The organism is Cupriavidus sp. 96C5-1, from assembly GCF_057798855.1.
The window spans coordinates 202937-218453 of the sequence record NZ_JBYOJU010000001.1; the positions used below are offsets into that span (position 1 = coordinate 202937).

The 15517-nt window shown below is 70.0% G+C and carries 17 protein-coding genes; 9 read left to right on the top strand and 8 right to left on the bottom strand.

Going from position 1 to position 15517, the window contains the following annotated elements:
- Nucleotides 1-12 precede the first annotated feature (12 nt).
- Genes AC3FOF_RS00970 through cobC form a run of 6 tightly spaced genes read left to right on the top strand, consistent with a single transcriptional unit; the run spans nt 13 to nt 4989 of the window.
- Nucleotides 13-1011, top strand: a complete 999-nt coding sequence (locus AC3FOF_RS00970; protein WP_488725542.1) for a FecCD family ABC transporter permease — start codon at nt 13-15, stop codon at nt 1009-1011.
- A 5-nt stretch (nt 1012-1016) separates the two neighbouring features.
- On the top strand, nt 1017-1850 hold the full coding sequence (locus AC3FOF_RS00975) for an ABC transporter ATP-binding protein (protein WP_488725543.1): 834 nt from the start codon (nt 1017-1019) through the stop codon (nt 1848-1850).
- A 24-nt stretch (nt 1851-1874) separates the two neighbouring features.
- A complete protein-coding gene (gene cobO, locus AC3FOF_RS00980; protein ID WP_488725544.1) occupies nt 1875-2516 on the top strand; it encodes a cob(I)yrinic acid a,c-diamide adenosyltransferase in 642 nt (213 codons plus the stop codon).
- A 54-nt stretch (nt 2517-2570) separates the two neighbouring features.
- Complete coding sequence (gene cobT, locus AC3FOF_RS00985; protein WP_488725545.1) at nt 2571-3611, top strand: nicotinate-nucleotide--dimethylbenzimidazole phosphoribosyltransferase; 1041 nt, start codon at nt 2571-2573, stop codon at nt 3609-3611.
- Nucleotides 3612-3661: 50 nt separating this feature from the next.
- Complete coding sequence (locus tag AC3FOF_RS00990; protein ID WP_488725546.1) at nt 3662-4426, top strand: adenosylcobinamide-GDP ribazoletransferase; 765 nt, start codon at nt 3662-3664, stop codon at nt 4424-4426.
- Nucleotides 4411-4989 (top strand): alpha-ribazole phosphatase, encoded by a 579-nt coding sequence (cobC, locus tag AC3FOF_RS00995; protein WP_276266123.1) that lies wholly within the window; start codon nt 4411-4413, stop codon nt 4987-4989. Before AC3FOF_RS00990 ends, cobC begins: the two co-directional genes overlap by 16 nt.
- A gap of 26 nt (nt 4990-5015) precedes the next feature.
- Here the strand turns inward: cobC and AC3FOF_RS01000 are convergent, their stop codons facing one another.
- Genes AC3FOF_RS01000 through cobU form a run of 4 tightly spaced genes read right to left on the bottom strand, consistent with a single transcriptional unit; the run spans nt 5016 to nt 8746 of the window.
- Nucleotides 5016-5924, bottom strand: coding sequence for a cobalamin-binding protein (locus AC3FOF_RS01000; RefSeq protein WP_276266122.1), 909 nt, complete (start codon nt 5922-5924; stop codon nt 5016-5018).
- A 22-nt stretch (nt 5925-5946) separates the two neighbouring features.
- Nucleotides 5947-7014, bottom strand: coding sequence for a threonine-phosphate decarboxylase CobD (gene cobD, locus AC3FOF_RS01005; RefSeq protein ID WP_488725547.1), 1068 nt, complete (start codon nt 7012-7014; stop codon nt 5947-5949).
- Complete coding sequence (gene cbiB, locus AC3FOF_RS01010; protein ID WP_488725548.1) at nt 7011-8027, bottom strand: adenosylcobinamide-phosphate synthase CbiB; 1017 nt, start codon at nt 8025-8027, stop codon at nt 7011-7013. The genes cobD and cbiB overlap by 4 nt, the downstream gene beginning before the upstream one ends.
- The gene (gene cobU / locus AC3FOF_RS01015; RefSeq protein WP_276264093.1) at nt 8027-8746 is read right to left on the bottom strand and encodes a bifunctional adenosylcobinamide kinase/adenosylcobinamide-phosphate guanylyltransferase; all 720 of its coding nucleotides are present in this window, start codon (nt 8744-8746) and stop codon (nt 8027-8029) included. Before cobU ends, cbiB begins: the two co-directional genes overlap by 1 nt.
- 154 nt (nt 8747-8900) lie before the next feature.
- Between cobU and AC3FOF_RS01020 the strand changes: the two genes are divergently transcribed.
- Together AC3FOF_RS01020 and AC3FOF_RS01025 are read left to right on the top strand one after the other, a co-directional pair.
- Nucleotides 8901-10385 carry a cobyric acid synthase gene (locus tag AC3FOF_RS01020; protein ID WP_276264110.1) on the top strand — a complete coding sequence of 495 codons (1485 nt, stop codon included), beginning with the start codon at nt 8901-8903 and terminating at the stop codon, nt 10383-10385.
- Between the two features lie 113 nt (nt 10386-10498).
- On the top strand, nt 10499-11149 hold the full coding sequence (locus AC3FOF_RS01025) for a ParA family protein (RefSeq protein WP_017225799.1): 651 nt from the start codon (nt 10499-10501) through the stop codon (nt 11147-11149).
- On the opposite strand, the gene AC3FOF_RS01030 is transcribed toward AC3FOF_RS01025, so the two are convergent.
- Nucleotides 11100-11681, bottom strand: coding sequence for a GNAT family N-acetyltransferase (locus AC3FOF_RS01030; RefSeq protein WP_035809305.1), 582 nt, complete (start codon nt 11679-11681; stop codon nt 11100-11102). The two genes, AC3FOF_RS01025 and AC3FOF_RS01030, sit on opposite strands and share 50 nt — an antisense overlap.
- 230 nt (nt 11682-11911) lie before the next feature.
- Here AC3FOF_RS01030 and AC3FOF_RS01035 point away from each other — a divergent pair, with 230 nt between their 5' ends.
- Nucleotides 11912-13102, top strand: a complete 1191-nt coding sequence (locus AC3FOF_RS01035; RefSeq protein ID WP_488725549.1) for a PepSY-associated TM helix domain-containing protein — start codon at nt 11912-11914, stop codon at nt 13100-13102.
- A gap of 119 nt (nt 13103-13221) precedes the next feature.
- Here AC3FOF_RS01035 and panC read toward each other — a convergent pair whose 3' ends face one another.
- From panC to AC3FOF_RS01050, 3 genes are all read right to left on the bottom strand, one after another.
- Nucleotides 13222-14070, bottom strand: a complete 849-nt coding sequence (gene panC, locus AC3FOF_RS01040) for a pantoate--beta-alanine ligase (RefSeq protein WP_017231349.1) — start codon at nt 14068-14070, stop codon at nt 13222-13224.
- A 139-nt stretch (nt 14071-14209) separates the two neighbouring features.
- A complete protein-coding gene (locus AC3FOF_RS01045; protein ID WP_017231350.1) occupies nt 14210-15091 on the bottom strand; it encodes a segregation and condensation protein A in 882 nt (293 codons plus the stop codon).
- 22 nt (nt 15092-15113) lie between these two features.
- Complete coding sequence (locus tag AC3FOF_RS01050) at nt 15114-15302, bottom strand: DUF3460 family protein (RefSeq protein WP_017231351.1); 189 nt, start codon at nt 15300-15302, stop codon at nt 15114-15116.
- Nucleotides 15303-15517 lie beyond the last annotated feature (215 nt).

Below are 15517 nucleotides of genomic sequence, written 5' to 3' on the forward strand. Positions count from 1 at the left end.
TGGCCGCCTGAGATGCGCCGCGCATTCGCCGTCTGGCTGATGCTGGCCGCCACCGGGGTGGCGGTGTTCCTGCTGTCGCTGGCGGTGGGCAGCGTGTCGCTGTCGGGCGCCCAGGTCTGGCACGCGCTGTCCGGTGCCACTGACGATACCGCCGGCGCCATCGTGCGTGAGCTGCGCCTGCCGCGCGCGGCCGCTGCGTTTGCCTGCGGCGGTTTGCTGGCCTTGACCGGCGCGCTGATGCAGGTGCTGTTGCGCAATCCGCTGGCCGAGCCGTATGTGCTGGGCGTGTCGGGCGCCGCCGCCACGGGCGCGCTGACCGCCATGCTGATGATGTGGCCGTTGTGGGCGGTGCAGGCCGGCGCTGCCGGTGGCGCGCTGTTCTCGATGGTGCTGGTGGCCGTGCTGGCGCGGCGCGACCTGCTGCACCCGCAGGTGCAGGGCGGCCATCATGAGGCCGGCTCGCGGCTGCTGCTGACCGGCGTGATCCTGGCCGCGGGCTGGGGTGCGCTGATCACCCTGATCCTGAGCGTGGCGCCCGAGGCGCGCCTGCGCGGCATGCTGTTCTGGCTCACCGGCGATCTTGGCGGCACCGCCAGCTACGGGCTTGCACTGGGGGCGCTGGCACTGGCCGTGCTGCTGGCCATGCCGCTGGCGCGCGCGCTCAACGTGATGCTGCTCGGCGAAACGGTGGCGCAGTCGCTGGGCGTGCGGGTGGGCGCGGTACGCATGTCCGTGTTCGTGCTGGCCTCGCTGGCGATCGCGGTGGCCATCACATCGGCCGGGTCGATCGGCTTTGTCGGCCTGGTGGTGCCGCACCTGGTGCGCCTGGCCTGGGGCAACGACCAGCGCCTGCTGCTGCCGGCTTCGGCATTGCTCGGCGGTACGCTGCTGATGGCAGCCGACCTGGTGGCGCGCACCGTGATCGCGCCGGCGCAGTTGCCGGTGGGCGTGATCACGGCGCTGCTGGGCGTGCCGACCTTTCTCTTCCTGCTGTTGCGCAGGCCGCGCTGATCCTTATGCCAAGCTGGAACGAACCCGCTTCGATTTGTCCGCCGCTGACGCTGCAGGCGCTGCAGCTGCGGGCCGGCGCGCGCGCGCTGCTCGATGGCCTGAGCCTGTCCGTGCAGGCCGGCGAGCTGTGGTGCATCGTCGGGCCGAACGGCGTCGGCAAGTCGACGCTGATGGCGGTGCTGGCAGGGCTGCGCAAGCCCGACGGCGGCGCCGTGCGGCTCGACGGCCGCGCGCCGCTGGAGATCCCGCCCGCGGCGCTGGCGCTGCGCCGCGCCTACCTGCCGCAGGCGGTGCACGATACCTTCTCGATGTCCGTGCGCGACGCCGTGGCCGTGGGCCGTCACCCGCACCTCTCCGGATGGGGCTGGGCCGGCCGCGAGGACGACGCGGTGGTCGCGGCGGTGATGCGCGAGCTGGACCTCGATGCGCTGGCCGCGCGCGACGTGCTGACCCTGTCAGGCGGCGAGCGCCAGCGTGTCTCGCTGGCGGCCACGCTGGCGCAGCAGGCGCCGCTGCTGCTGCTCGACGAACCGGTGGCCCACCTCGACCTGCGCCACCAGATCATGGTGCTGGAAACCCTGGCGGGGCTGGCGCGCGCCGGCCGCCACGCCATCGTGGTGATCCTGCACGACCTCAATCTCGCGCGGCGCTACGCCAGCCATGCCCTGCTGCTGGCCGAGGACGGGCTTTGCCTGCACGGGCCGGCAGCGCAGGTGCTGACCCCCGCGCATTGTTCGCACGCGCTGCGCACGCCGATTGTCAGCGTCAGCGACGGCCTCCATACCGCGCTGATTGCCGACGGCTATCCGAATACCCGTCCGCAACCGGACCGGACCTAGACCAGAATCGAACCGAGCAAGATCATGACCGAACCCCAAGCCAATCCCTCCCCCTCATCCGAAGACGCCGCCCGCGACGAGCGCCACAAGGCGCGCATGGTGCGCAAGAAGGACGTGGTGGATGCCAAGATCGCAGCGGCCCAGGACGAGCGCGGCGTGATCGTGATCACCACCGGCAACGGCAAGGGCAAGTCCAGTTCCGGCTTTGGCATGGTGGTGCGCGCGCTGGGCCACGGCATGCAGGCCGGCGTGGTGCAGTTCATCAAGGGTGCCTTTCCCAGCGGCGAGGAAATGTTCCTGCGCCGCTTTCCCGAGCAGTGCGCCTTCCACGTGATGGGCGAGGGCTACACCTGGGAAACCCAGGACCGTGTGCGCGACGTGGCCAAGGCGCAGGCAGCCTGGGAAGTGGCGCGCGGGCTGCTGCGCGATCCCGCCATCGGCCTGGTGCTGCTCGACGAACTCAATATCGCGCTCAAGCTGCATTACCTCGATGTCGACACCGTCATCGAAGACCTGCGCGCCCGTCCGCCGATGCAACACGTGGTGATCACCGGCCGCGGCGCGCCGCCGGCGCTGATCGAGGCGGCCGACACGGTGACCGACATGACGCCGGTCAAGCACGCCTTCCAGCAGGGCATCAAGGCCCAGCGCGGCGTGGAAATGTAAGATCACGGCTATTCATTCCTCTTCTAGCTTCAGCGATTCGTCGCTGCGAACACCATGCTGTTACCCACCATCGCCCCGCTCGACGCCACCCTGCGCCCCACGCTGCAAGCCGCCATCGACGCCAAGACCAAGCCGCTCGGCGCGCTCGGCCGCCTCGAGGACCTGGCCCTGCAGATCGGCCTGATCACCGGCAGCGCCGCGCCTGAGCTAAAGCGGCCGGCCGTGATCGTCTTTGCCGGCGACCACGGCGTGGCCGATGCCGGCGTGAGTGCCTATCCGGCCGAGGTGACGGCGCAGATGGTACTCAATTTCCTGGCTGGCGGCGCCGCCATCAACGTGTTCTCGCGCCTGCACGGGCTGGCGCTCGAAGTGGTGGACGCGGGCGTGCGCGCGCCGCTGCCGTCCGCGCCGGGCCTGGTCAACTGCCGTATCGCGGCGGGCACGCGCAACTTCGCGCAGGAGCGCGCGATGAGCGCGGAGCAGGTGCAGGCGGCCCTCACCGCAGGCATGGCGCGCGTGTTGCGCCATGCCCAGCAGGGCAGCAATGTGATCGGCTTCGGCGAGATGGGCATCGCCAATACGTCGTCGGCGGCCTGCCTGGTGAGCCGTCTCACCGATACGCCGATCGACGAGTGCATCGGCCGCGGCACCGGCCTGGACGATGCCGGCCTGGCGCGCAAGCGCGCGGTGCTGGCGCAGGCGCTGGCGCTGCACGCCGACGCGGTGGCACCGTTCGACGTGCTGGCTGCCTTCGGCGGCTTCGAGATCGCCATGATGACCGGCGCCTTCCTGGCCGCCGCCGCCAGCCGCATGGTGATCCTGGTCGATGGCTTCATTGCCTCGGCCGCGCTGCTGGTGGCGCAGCGCCTCGCGCCCGAGGTGCTGCAGTACTGCGTGTTCTCGCATTGCTCGCACGAGCACGGCCACCGCCGCTTGCTCGATCACTTCGGTGCGCAACCGCTGTTGGCGCTGGACCTGCGCCTGGGCGAGGGCACCGGCGCCGCGCTGGCCTATCCGCTGGTGGCCTCGGCCGCGGCCTTCCTGCGCGAGATGGCCACCTTCGACGCCGCCGGCGTCAGCACGGCTGCGGCCTAGACAGTGTCCTGAATCACTAGCGCGCGGCGGCAATCCTGCCACAATGGCCCATGCTCGATGAACTTCGCTATTTCCTGACCGCGGTCGGCTACTTCACGCGGGTGCCGGTGCCGCGCTGGGTCGGCTTCGCGCCGCACTACCTGAACGCGGCGGCGCGCTATTTCCCGCTGGTGGGTTTGCTGGTGGGCGTGCTTGGCGCGTTGGCGAGCTGGGGGGCGATGCAATGGTGGCCGCCCGGCGTGGCCTTGCTGCTGGGCATGGCCGTGACCTTGCTGGTGACCGGCGCTTTCCACGAGGACGGCCTGGCCGATTGCGTCGATGCCTTCGGCGGCGGCTATCGCCCCGAGGACGTGCTGCGCATCATGCACGACTCGCGCATCGGCGCGTTCGGCGCGATCGCGCTGGTGGTGGCGCTGCTGCTCAAGTGGCAGCTGCTGGTGGCGATCGCCGCGCGCAGCGGCATAAGCGAGCTGTTGCTGGTGCTGGTGGCCGCGCATGCGGCAAGCCGCGCCATGGCGGTGAGCTACCTCGCCACGCTCGACTATGTGCGCGCCGAGGGCAAGGCCAAGCCGGTGGCGCAGCGCCTGTCCGGCATCGGGCTGTTGTTTGCGCTGCTGTGCGGCGCGTTGCCGCTATTGCTGGTTTCGCCCTGGTTCGCGGCCGTGGTGCTGGCCGTGCTGCTGGTACTGCGCCTGCTGCTTGGCCGCTATTTCGTGCGCCGCATCGGCGGTTATACCGGCGACTGTCTCGGCATGGCGCAGCAACTGGCCGAACTGGCGGTCTATCTGGCGGCGGCAGCATGGACCTGGTCCTGATCCGCCACGCGCGGCCGCTGGTGGCCGAGGGCATCTGCTACGGCGCGCTCGACCTGCCGCTGGCCCAGCCCGTCTCGCCGGCGCCGGCGCAGATGCGCTCGGCGCTGCAGGGCCTGGCGCCCGGCCGCATCGTCAGCAGCACGATGGCCCGCGCCCGCGCCACCGCCGCGCTGCTGGCGGACGGTCTGCCTGGCCTGGAACCCGAAGCCGACGCGCGGCTGCGCGAACTCGATTTCGGCAACTGGGAGGGGCGCGCCTGGGATGCGGTGCCGCGTGCCGAGCTGGATGCGTGGGCGGCGGACTTGCTGCATGCGCGCCCGCACGGCGGCGAGAGCGCGGCCGAGGCGATGGCGCGCGTGGCGCAATGGGCAGATGCCTTGCCGGCGGCGGCGCCCGATTGCCTGTGGGTGGTCACCCATGCCGGGCCGATACGCATGCTGGCTGCCCACTGGCTCGGTGTGCCGCTGGCGACCACGCTCGGCTGGGACATCGCCTGGGGCGCGAGCTGCCGCTTCACGCTCGGCGGCGCCACGGCGCGCCTGCGCTGGTGGAACCGGCTTTGACGCGCTGAACCGGGGCCAGCCAGGCGCTACTGCGCCGGCCGCTTGCTGCGCGCGTTTTCCAGATCCTTGCACACGATCTCCGCGCCACGGACGATGCGCGGCCCGGCCCGGTTGACGAGGTCGCCGTCGATCGCGTACAGGTTGCCGCGCGCCACGGCCGTGACCTGCTTCCAGCGCTCCCACATATTGAAGTCGGGCAGCGGCCGGTCGGAACGGGTCGCACCCATGCTCGCCGTCATCATCGCTTCCGGATTGCCGGCCACAACAGACTCCACCGATACCGTGGGCACCAGCAGCGCCTCGTTGGCGAACAGGTTGCGCCCGCCGCAAAGCGCCAGCACGTCGCTGATCAGATGCTGGCCGCTGAGCGTCATCAGCGGTTGCTGCCACACCTGGTAGAACACCGTGACCGGCGGGCGCCCGGCGTAGGCCTGGCGCAGCTTGTCGACCTGCTGGCGGAAGCTGGCGGCGGCACTGTTGGCGGTAGCCTCGGTGCCGAGCAGCACGCCCAGCCGCTCGATATTGCTGGGAATGCCTTCCAGCTTGCGCGGCTCGCTGTAGAACAGCGGCAGGCCGAGCGCGCGCAGGCGGTCGGTCTGCTTCTGCGCATTGCCATGGCGCCACACCACGATCAGGTCCGGCTTGAGCGCGGCGATGCGCTCCAGGTCCAGTGCCTTGTTGTCGCCCACGCGCGGAATGTCGCGCGCCTGCGGCGGGTAGTCGCTGTAACTCACCGTGCCGACGATGCGCGAGCCGCCGCCGGCGGCGTAAAGGATCTCGGTGACGTGCGGCGCCAGCGAGATCACGCGGCGCGCGGGCTGCTCCAGCGTGACGGTCTGCCCGGCGTCGTCAATCACCGAGACGGCAGCGCCGGCGTTGCCGCAAACGGCGCCGCCCGCCAGCGTGGCGAGGACCAGCAGGGTGTGGGCAGTCATCGGGGTGTGCGTTGTCATCGGCTCAGTCGGGAAGGTTGCCTGCCGGCAGGGTTGCGGGGCGGCGATCGCCCGTGGAAATCGCGGCACAGGCATGGGCCAGCGCCTCGTCAAGCCGTTGCCATGCCGCTTCCCGCGCCGGTGGCAAACCCAGCCTCAGGCTCGGCAGGCCACCAGCCGGCGCGTCGAACAGCCGTGTCCATACACCCTGCCGCGCGAGCGCATCGTGCAGCAGGACGGCATCGGCATGCGGCACCCAGCTGAACAGGGGGCGGCCCACCGGCGCCAGGCCATGTCCGCGCAGCATCGCCTCGAGCCGCGTGCCGGCCTGCGCCAGGTGTTCGCGCGTGGCGGCCTGCCAGGCGTGATCCGCCAGGGCCAGGCGCGCCACCGCGCGTGCCGGGCCGGCCACGGTCCAGTGTCCCAGTTGCCCGGCCAGCGCCGCCAGCAAAGCGGGTTCGGCCAGCACGAAGCCGCAGCGCACGCCGGCCAGGCCGTAGAACTTGCCCAGCGAGCGCAATACCACCAGGCCGGGGCGCTCCGCCAGGGCCGCCAGCGAGAGCGCCGGCGTGCAGTCCATGAAGGCTTCGTCGAGCACCAGCGTACCGCCGCGCGCGGCCAGTTCTGCGTGCCAGGCCAGCAGCGTGCCTGGCGGCAGCGTGCGGCCGGTCGGGTTGTTGGGGTTGACCACCACCAGATGGTCCAGCCGCGCGGCAAGATCGGCGCGGGCGAAATCCGGTTCGGCCAGCGGCACGATCTCATGCCCGGCGCGGGCGAAGGCCGGCGCGTATTCGCTATAGCCCTGCGTGGCCACGCCGACGCGGCCCGGCTTCAGCAATGGCGGCAGGTTGCGGATGGCGGCCTGCGAGCCGGCCACCGGCAAGGCGGATGGCGCGCCATAGGCTTGCGCCGCCAGCCCGGCCAGACCGTCGTCGTCCTGCGGCAGCCGTTGCCAGGCGTCGGCGGGCAGCGCGGGTACCGGATAGCCGTCGGGATTGATGCCGGTGGACAGGTCGAGCCAGTCTTCGGCGGGCCGTTCAAAGCGGCGCACGGCGGCGAGCAGGTCGCCGCCGTGGCGGATCGTTGTACTCATGCGATGCCGTAGTGGAGGAGGGGGGCGCTGGCGGCGGCGATGGCCAGCCAGAGCCAGAGCGTGCGCTGCACCAGCCGCAGGCAGGCCTGCACGTCGGCGGCGCCGGGGGCGCGGCCCGCGCCCAGCGGCGGACGGTCTTCCCATTCGCCGTGGTAGCGCGCGGGGCCGCCCAGCGCCACGCCGACGGCGCCGGCGCCGGCGGCCATGACCGGTCCCGCGTTGGGGCTGGACCAGGCCGGCGCCTGCACGCGCCAGCAGCGCAGCGCCTGCGCGGTGCGTCCCAGCAGGGCGTAGGAGAGCGCGGTAAGGCGGGCGGGGGCGAGGTTGAGGAGATCGTCCAGGCGTGCGGCCGCCCAGCCGAAATACAGCAGCCTGGGCGTACGGTAGCCCCACATCGCATCGAGCGTGTTGGCGAGGCGGTAGGCGAGCACGGCCGGCGCGCCGCCCACCAGGAACCAGAACAGCGCGCCAAAGACGGCGTCGTTGCCGTTCTCCAGCGCCGATTCGCAGGCGGCGCGCGCCAGGGCCTCGGTATCCGCGTCCGTGGTGTCGCGCGAGACGATGCGCGCGGTCAGCCGGCGCGCGTCGGCCAGGTCGCCTTGCGCCAGCGCGGTGGCAATCGGGGCGATGTGCTGGGCCAGGCTGCGCGCGCCCAGCGCGGCGTATAGCGCCAGCGCCTGCAGCAGCCAGGCCAGCAGCGCGCTGAATTGCGCGGCGGCATGCACCAGCAGGGCGGCGAGGGCGGCCGGCACCAGCACCATCAGCGACCAGGCGGCAAGGCCGGCGAGCCGCTGGCGCAGCGGTGCGCCGCCACGGTTGAGACGGCGTTCGAGCGCGGCGGCGAGCTTGCCGAAACCCACCAGCGGATGCCAGCGGCGCGGCTCGCCCAGCCACTGGTCAAGCAGCACGCCGGCGATGGCGGCGGCCACGCAGGCCGGCCAGGTGAAGATGGGGAACGGCCACCACGACGTCAGCGACGAAAGCGGCGCAAGTGGCGACAGCGAGGACAGCATCAGCACGCCGGATCGGCGCCCTTGACGCTGATGGGAATGCCGGCCACCAGCAGCCGCACCCGGTCCGCGGCGGCGGCCAGCTTCTGGTTCAGGCGCCCCAGTTCGTCCACATAGAAACGGGTGATGGCACCCATCGGCACCACGCCGAAGCCGATCTCGTTGGAGACCAGGATCACATGGCCGGGCAGGGTGGGCAGCGCCGCCAGCAAGGCATCGATTTCTTCGGTGAAGGCGGATGGCGGCGTGACCAGGCCATGGTCGGGATAGCTGCGGCCGTCGAGGAAGAGCAGGTTGTTGAGCCACAGCGTGACGCAGTCCACCAGGATGCAGCCGTCATGGCGGGCGTTGGCGTACAGCGCATCGGCCAGGTGGAGCGGGGATTCGACCAGGCCCCAGTCGGCCGGGCGCCGGGCGCGGTGCAGCGCGATGCGCAGCTGCATTTCCTCGTCGGAGGTGTCGTCGTCGTAGCGCGCGGTGGCGATATAGGTGACCGGGCCGCCGGTGGCGGCGGCGTGATCGGTGGCCATCTGTTCGGCAAAGTGGCTCTTGCCGGAGCGCGCCCCGCCCAGTACCAGCGTGAGCTGGCGTACCGGGACGGCCGGCACCCTGGCGTGCGGCGCGGTAGCGGCCTGGGCTGCGCGTTCGCCGGCCGGCGCATGGCTGGATGCGCTGGCGGGCTCGACGGCGGAGGCAGTGGCGGAAGCATGGGCCGGAGTCATCCGGCTATTGTAGCGGGCGCCTCCCGCGACCGCACGCTCGCAATGGCGCCCGGCGGGCTGGCCGGCGGCGTGCCGGTGCGATAATCCCACGATGCAAAAAAATCTCTCCAAAGCCGGCGCCCGGGCGTTCGCGGGTGGCTTGCGCGGTACCTTGATGGTGCAGGGCACCACCTCCGACGCGGGCAAGAGCACCCTGGTGGCGGGCCTGTGCCGGGTGCTGGCGCGCGCGGGCGTGCGCGTGGTCCCGTTCAAGCCGCAGAACATGGCGCTCAACAGCGCCGTCACCGCCGACGGCGGCGAGATCGGGCGCGCCCAGGCCCTGCAGGCGCAGGCCGCCGGGCTGGCGCCCCATACCGATATGAATCCGGTGCTGCTCAAGCCCAGCAGCGACACCGGCGCGCAGATCATCATCCACGGCCAGGCGCGGCTGGATCTCGATGCACGCGCCTATCACGCCTACAAGCCGGTGGCGATGCAGGCGGTGCTGGCCTCGCACCGGCGCCTGGCGGACGCCTACGAAGTGGTGCTGGTGGAGGGCGCGGGCAGCCCGGCGGAGATCAACCTGCGCGACCGCGATATCGCCAATATGGGTTTTGCCGAAGCGGTGGACTGTCCGGTGGTGCTGGTGGCCGACATCGACCGCGGCGGCGTGTTCGCCCACCTGGTGGGCACGCTGGACTGCCTGTCGGAGTCCGAGCGCGCACGCGTCAAGGGCTTCATCATCAACCGCTTCCGCGGCGACATCGCGCTGCTGCAGCCCGGGCTGGACTGGCTCGAAGCGCGCACCGGCAAGCCCGTGCTGGGCGTGCTGCCCTATCTGCACGGGCTGCACCTGGATGCCGAAGACGCCATCGTCGGCGCGCAGGCGGCGAAGCAGGGCGAGTTGCTGCGCGTGATCGTGCCGGTGTTGCCGCGCATCTCCAATCACACCGATTTCGACGCGCTGCGCGCGCATCCGCAGGTCGACCTGCGCTTTATCGGCCCGGGCATGCCGATTCCCCCGGCCGACCTGATCGTGCTGCCCGGCAGCAAGAGCGTGCGGGCTGACCTGGCCTTCCTGCGCGTCCATGGCTGGGAGCCGGCCTTGCGGCGGCACCTGCGCTATGGCGGCAAGGTGATCGGCATTTGCGGCGGCATGCAGATGCTGGGGCGGCAGGTGGCGGATCCGGCCGGCAATGAGGGTCCGGCCGGCAGCAGCGAAGGCTTCGGCCTGCTGGACTTCGACACCCTGCTGGCGCCGCACAAGCAGTTGCGCGTGGTGAGCGGGCGGCTGGCGCTGGGGGTGGCCGAGGCGCCCGCCGCGGTGCAAGGCTACGAGATCCACATGGGCGTCACCACCGGCCCGGCGCTGGCGCGGCCGGCGCTGTGGCTGGAGGGCGAGCGCCCCGACGGCGCGCAATCGGACGACGGGCAGGTGCTGGCGACCTACGTCCACGGCCTGTTCGACCAGCCCGGGGCGTGCGGCGCGCTGCTGCGCTGGGCCGGGCTGGCACGGGCCGAAGGCGTGGACCTGGCCGCGCTGCGCGAGGCGTCACTGGAGCGCCTGGCGGACACCCTGGCCGCGCACCTCGACCTGGCGGCCTTGCTGGCGCCGCTGCAAGCCTTGCCGGCCGAGCCGCTGCCCCACGGCAACTGCTAAACTCGTGGACGGGCTTGCTCCGCCAGGGCCTGGAGGCGGCAAGGCCATGGCGGAAACCGGAGCGGCGCGCCTGCGGGCAGCGCTGCCGTGGCACGATATCCCGGAGACTTCCCATGCCCGTTGTCGTAATTGCCAATCCCAAAGGCGGCGTAGGCAAGACCACGCTGGCCACCAACCTGGCGGGCTACTTCGCCAGCGCCGGCCATGCCGTGATGCTGGGCGACACGGACCGGCAGCAATCCTCGCGCGCCTGGCTGGGTTTGCGCCCGGCCTCGGCACCGCCGATCCGCACCTGGGACATCAGCTCGGACCAGATCGCGCGTCCGCCCAAGGGCACCACCCATGTCGTGCTGGACACCCCCGCCGGCCTGCACGGCTGGCGCTACAACGATGTGATGAAGCTGGCGCACCGCGTGGTGGTGCCGTTGCAGCCTTCGCTGTTCGATATTCTCGCCACCCAGGAATTCCTTGCCCGCCTGGCCGGCGACAAGCGCGTGCGCCATGGCGAGGTGGAGGTTGGCGTGATCGGCATGCGGGTCGACCTGCGCACCCGCTCGGCCGACCAGCTGCAGCGCTTCGTTGCGGACCTGGGGCTGCCGGTGCTGGGTTTCCTGCGCGACACCCAGAACTACGTGCAACTGGCCGCGCACGGCCTGACCCTGTGGGACGTGGCGCCCTCGCGCGTGGCGCGCGACTGGGAGCAGTGGCAACCCATCATCGGCTGGCTGGAGCAGCGGGCTCCGGCTGGCCGCCCAGGCGCCTGAGCAGCGCGTCCACGTCGGGCCAGCGCACGCGGCGCACGGGCACGATGAGCTTGGCGCCGGGAAACAGATCGTCGAACGGTTCACATTCGATGCCTTCCAGGCGCCGGTAAAACTCGCGCGCCTGCGTGTTGCCTTCCAGCACATAGAGAAAGAGCGGCTGCCCGGGCCAGCCGCCGGCCACGCGCCGCGCGCAATGCGCGAACAGTCGCTTGCCCAGGCCCAGGCCGTGCCACTGCGGCAGCACATGCAGGTTGTCCAGGTAGATGCCGAATTGCGGCTCGGCCTCGGGCTGCAGGCAGTAAAAGCCGGCGGGTTCGCCGTCGACGCGGGCCAGGATCACCTCCAGCGGAGCCTCGGCGCCTTGCTGCAACCGGGCTTGCCAGGTTTGCAGGCGCTCGGCCGGGGCGGTGTGCTCAAGGTAATCCGCGGGCAACTGGCCGTGGTAGGCGAATTGCCAGCTGCGCGTGTGCAGATCGGCAATCAGGGCGGCGTCTTGCGCGCCGGCGGGCAATAGTTCGATCGATCGGGTCATGTTCAGCGCAGGGGTTCCGGCGGTGCGGCATTCGCCATTCTGCCGCAAACCGGCAAGGATCGGCCGTCGCCAGGCCGATCATCCAAGGTGGCGTGCCGCAGCGGGCGCCGCCTGATAGAATCGCGAATCTTTCGCATTCTCATTATTGCCGGTGTGATGCCTGAGTTGTTTCACTGGCATGCGATCCCTAGTCCGCACCCCCGCACCCCACACAACCGCTTCCCTTTCCCATGGTCACCGGCCGCCTGCGCGTCGTTTTCGTCAAGATCCACCTCTACATCGGCCTGTGGCTGGGCCTGTTCTTCATCATGCTCGGACTGACCGGCGCGGCCATCGCCTGGCGCGACGAGATCGATGTGCTGCTCAATCCGGAATTGCTCGCCGCTTCGGCCGAGACGCCGTTGCCGGTCGCGCCGGCGACGGTCCAGGCGGTGACCGACAAGCTCCAGGGCGATCCGCGCTATGGCCGTCCCGGCCTGCTGATGCTGCCGGCCGCGCCGCATGACGTGTTCGTGGCCTGGTATCCGCTCAAGGGGCCGCCCAGCGCCGGCCGTTCGCGCCAGGTGATGGTCGATCCGGTGACGCTGGCGGTGAAGGGCGAACGGGTCTGGGGCGAGCCCGGCCTGTCGCGGCCGCTGCTGATGCCGACCTTGTTTCAGCTGCACCACTACCTGCTGTCCGGCGAGACCGGGCGGACCATCCTGGGCATTGCCGGCATGCTGCTGCTGGTGATGGTGATCGGCGGGGTGGTGCTGTGGTGGCCCAGGTTCAGGTTGCGTGCCATCGTGCAGGCGTTCCGCATCAGCCATGGTGGCTCGTGGTCACGCTTCAATTACTCGCTGCATCGCGCCGGTGGCATCCTGGTGGCACCGGTGCTCGCCACCATCGCGTTTTCCGGCTGGTACCTGAACCTGCCGAAGTGGGTGACGCCGTTGGTGGCCAGCGTGGCGACGGTGACGCCGCCCGGCAAGCCGGTCTCGGCCCCGGCGCCGGCCGGCACGCCACAGCTGGGTGCCGCGCAGGCGGTGAGCACGGCACAGGCGCTCTATCCGGCCGCGCTGGTGACGCGCGTGAGCTTTCCGCGCAAGGCCGGCGATCCCTTCGAGGTCCGCGTGCGCCAGCCCGGCGAGGTGCGCCAGGGCAGCGGCGCCACCCGCATCTGGCTCGACGCCCACACCGGCAGGCGCCTGGGTGCGCGAGATCCGATGGATGCCCCGGCGGGGGATACCTTCCTCAACTGGATGTACCCGCTGCATACCGGCGAGGCCTTTGGGTTGCCGGGGCGGATCTTTATCTCGGTGTTCGGGCTGGTGCCCTTGCTGTTCGCGGTGACCGGCGTGCTGATCTGGTGGAAGCGGCGGAGCGGCCATCGGCGGCATGTGGCGAAGACGCTGCAGCGTGCCGGGGTGCGGGGGGCTTGAGGTTTCTTGCGGGCAGTCCGGCTGGGTGCATGCCGATGAAAAAGGCCAACCGCGTGGTTGGCCTTTTTCATGGGAGAAACCTGAGTGCCCGGCGGTTTTGGCGCACTGGGCGTATCAGGTCAGATCTCCAGGTTATCGATCAAGCGCGTTGCCCCCAGCTTCGCGGCCGTCAGGATCACCAGCGGCTCGCCGGCAACCAGTTGTTCGCGGGTCGGGGCCTGCAGATCGACCTGCTTGCGGATGGCAATGTAATCCGGCTTCCATCCGCGCGCTTGCAGCGCGGCCTGGGCGCCGGCCTCGATCGCGGCCAGGTCGGCGCTGGCGCGGTTGGCGGCCAGCACGGTGTCGCGTACTTCGTGCAGCGTCTTGTAGAGCACCGGCGCCTCGGTGCGCTCGTCGGGCGTCAGGTAGCGGTTGCGGGAAGACAACGCCAGGCCGTCCTCGGCGCGTACCGTCTCGGCCGGGATGATGTCGATCGGCAGCGCGAACTGGTTGACCATGCGGCGCACGATCATCAGCTGCTGATAGTCCTTCTTGCCGAACACGGCAACGCGCGGCTGCGCGCACGAGAACAGCTTCATCACGACCGTGCAGACGCCCTTGAAGAAGCCGGGGCGGAATTCGCCTTCGAGGATGTCGCCCAGGTCGTGCGGCGGTTCCACGCGGTATTCCTGCGGCTCCGGGTACATATCGCGCTCGGTGGGCGCAAACAGCACGTACACGCCTTCCTTCTGCAGCTTCTCGATGTCGTCCTGCAGCGTGCGCGGGTACTTGTCGAAATCCTCATTGGGGCCGAACTGGAGCCGGTTGACGAAGATCGACGCGACCACCGGGTCACCGTGCTGGCGCGCCAGGCGCATCAGCGACAGGTGGCCTTCGTGCAGGTTGCCCATGGTGGGTACGAAGGCCGCCCGGTTCTGCCCGCGCAACTGGTCCCGCAACTCGTGAATGGAGGAGATGACTTTCATGAAGTTGGTGTGCTGGTCGTGGTAGGTATGACCCTGGCGCGCTGCGCGCCCGAGAAGCCGGTCTGGTGCTCTTGATGGCGCCGACTGTCGGCGGATTGTAGAGCATGTGGCCCGGGGCGGGCGGCACTAACGGCAGGGCTTAGCTTGGAATGTACGCCAATCGCACATAAATGGGCGCGAAGGGCTCTGCCTGGGTGATCTCCACCAGGGATTCGCGCGAGAGTTCGAGCATGGCGATGAAGTTGACCACCACCACCGGCACGCCCTTGCCGGAGCGCACGGCTTCTTCGAACAGCTCGGTGAACTCCATGAAGCGGGCATGCTGCAGGCGGCGCAGGATGTGGCTCATATGCTCGCGCACCGACAATTCCTCGCGCGAGATCTTGTGGTGCTGGTTGAGCTTGGCGCGCCTGATCACGTCGGCCCAGGCGGCCTGCAGGTCCGCTACCTCGACGTCAGGGAAGCGCGGCGCGAGGCTTTGTTCGATATAGACCTGGGAGTGCAGGAAATCGCGCCCGAGCTGCGGCACCTGGTCGATGCGCATGGCTGCGAGCTTCATCTGCTCGTATTCCAGCAGGCGGCGCACCAGTTCGGCGCGCGGGTCCTCGGCTTCATCCTCGTTGTCGGCTTTCTTCACCGGCAACAGCATGCGCGACTTGATCTCGATCAGCATCGCCGCCATCAACAGGTATTCGGCCGCCAGTTCCAGGTTGCTCTTGCGGATCTGCTCGATATACGCCAGGTACTGGCGCGTGACTTGCGCCATCGGGATATCAAGGACGTTGAAGTTCTGCCTGCGGATCAGGTAGAGCAGCAGGTCCAGCGGCCCTTCGAAGGCTTCCAGGAAGACTTCCAGCGCATCCGGCGGGATGTACAGGTCTTGCGGCAGCTTGAACAGCGGCTCGCCGTACAGGCGCGCGAACGCCATGCCATCGACAGCGGCCGGGGTGGAGTCCTGGCCGGGTGCCACGCTCGGCAGCTCGAGCGCCGGCGCCAGCTTGTCCTGCTCGCTCTGGTTCATCTCGGGACGGGCCGGTAAAGGCTCAGTCCAGCGAGTAGACGTATGGCTTTTGCGGCACGCGGGAGACTTCCGCGCGGGCACGCTCCTCGAGGTTGATCGGCGTCTTGTCCCACAGCAGGGCGCGGCCCTGCCGTTGTTCTGCTTCCAGGGAAGGGTGTTCTTCCTTGAGCGACTTCAGGAACTGGGTGATATCCGATTCGTACAGGGCCATGGCGGGAATCTGGGTGAAATTGGCGAACAGCCCGGATTTTACCGTATCGGGAGGGCCTGCAACGGGATTGCATGCGATTGGCTCGATTTGGCCGCGGCGGTGGTCTTTTTGGCCCGCTCGGGCAGGCCGGACGCGCGGGTGTGGTCAAATATGGACTTTGCCCGACACGCACCAATCGATGAGGATGGATCCAGGGAACCAGCGCAACCCGCCTG

Bases quoted from the DNA above. Each gene is read 5' to 3' on its own strand.
- AC3FOF_RS00970 (WP_488725542.1), top strand. From the start codon at position 13: ATGCGCCGCGCATTCGCCGTCTGGCTGATGCTGGCCGCCACCGGGGTG.
- AC3FOF_RS00975 (WP_488725543.1), top strand. From the start codon at position 1,017: ATGCCAAGCTGGAACGAACCCGCTTCGATTTGTCCGCCGCTGACGCTG.
- cobO (WP_488725544.1), top strand. From the start codon at position 1,875: ATGACCGAACCCCAAGCCAATCCCTCCCCCTCATCCGAAGACGCCGCC.
- cobT (WP_488725545.1), top strand. From the start codon at position 2,571: ATGCTGTTACCCACCATCGCCCCGCTCGACGCCACCCTGCGCCCCACG.
- AC3FOF_RS00990 (WP_488725546.1), top strand. From the start codon at position 3,662: ATGCTCGATGAACTTCGCTATTTCCTGACCGCGGTCGGCTACTTCACG.
- cobC (WP_276266123.1), top strand. From the start codon at position 4,411: ATGGACCTGGTCCTGATCCGCCACGCGCGGCCGCTGGTGGCCGAGGGC.
- AC3FOF_RS01000 (WP_276266122.1), bottom strand. From the start codon at position 5,924: ATGACTGCCCACACCCTGCTGGTCCTCGCCACGCTGGCGGGCGGCGCC.
- cobD (WP_488725547.1), bottom strand. From the start codon at position 7,014: ATGAGTACAACGATCCGCCACGGCGGCGACCTGCTCGCCGCCGTGCGC.
- cbiB (WP_488725548.1), bottom strand. From the start codon at position 8,027: ATGCTGTCCTCGCTGTCGCCACTTGCGCCGCTTTCGTCGCTGACGTCG.
- cobU (WP_276264093.1), bottom strand. From the start codon at position 8,746: ATGACTCCGGCCCATGCTTCCGCCACTGCCTCCGCCGTCGAGCCCGCC.
- AC3FOF_RS01020 (WP_276264110.1), top strand. From the start codon at position 8,901: ATGGTGCAGGGCACCACCTCCGACGCGGGCAAGAGCACCCTGGTGGCG.
- AC3FOF_RS01025 (WP_017225799.1), top strand. From the start codon at position 10,499: ATGCCCGTTGTCGTAATTGCCAATCCCAAAGGCGGCGTAGGCAAGACC.
- AC3FOF_RS01030 (WP_035809305.1), bottom strand. From the start codon at position 11,681: ATGACCCGATCGATCGAACTATTGCCCGCCGGCGCGCAAGACGCCGCC.
- AC3FOF_RS01035 (WP_488725549.1), top strand. From the start codon at position 11,912: ATGGTCACCGGCCGCCTGCGCGTCGTTTTCGTCAAGATCCACCTCTAC.
- panC (WP_017231349.1), bottom strand. From the start codon at position 14,070: ATGAAAGTCATCTCCTCCATTCACGAGTTGCGGGACCAGTTGCGCGGG.
- AC3FOF_RS01045 (WP_017231350.1), bottom strand. From the start codon at position 15,091: ATGAACCAGAGCGAGCAGGACAAGCTGGCGCCGGCGCTCGAGCTGCCG.
- AC3FOF_RS01050 (WP_017231351.1), bottom strand. From the start codon at position 15,302: ATGGCCCTGTACGAATCGGATATCACCCAGTTCCTGAAGTCGCTCAAG.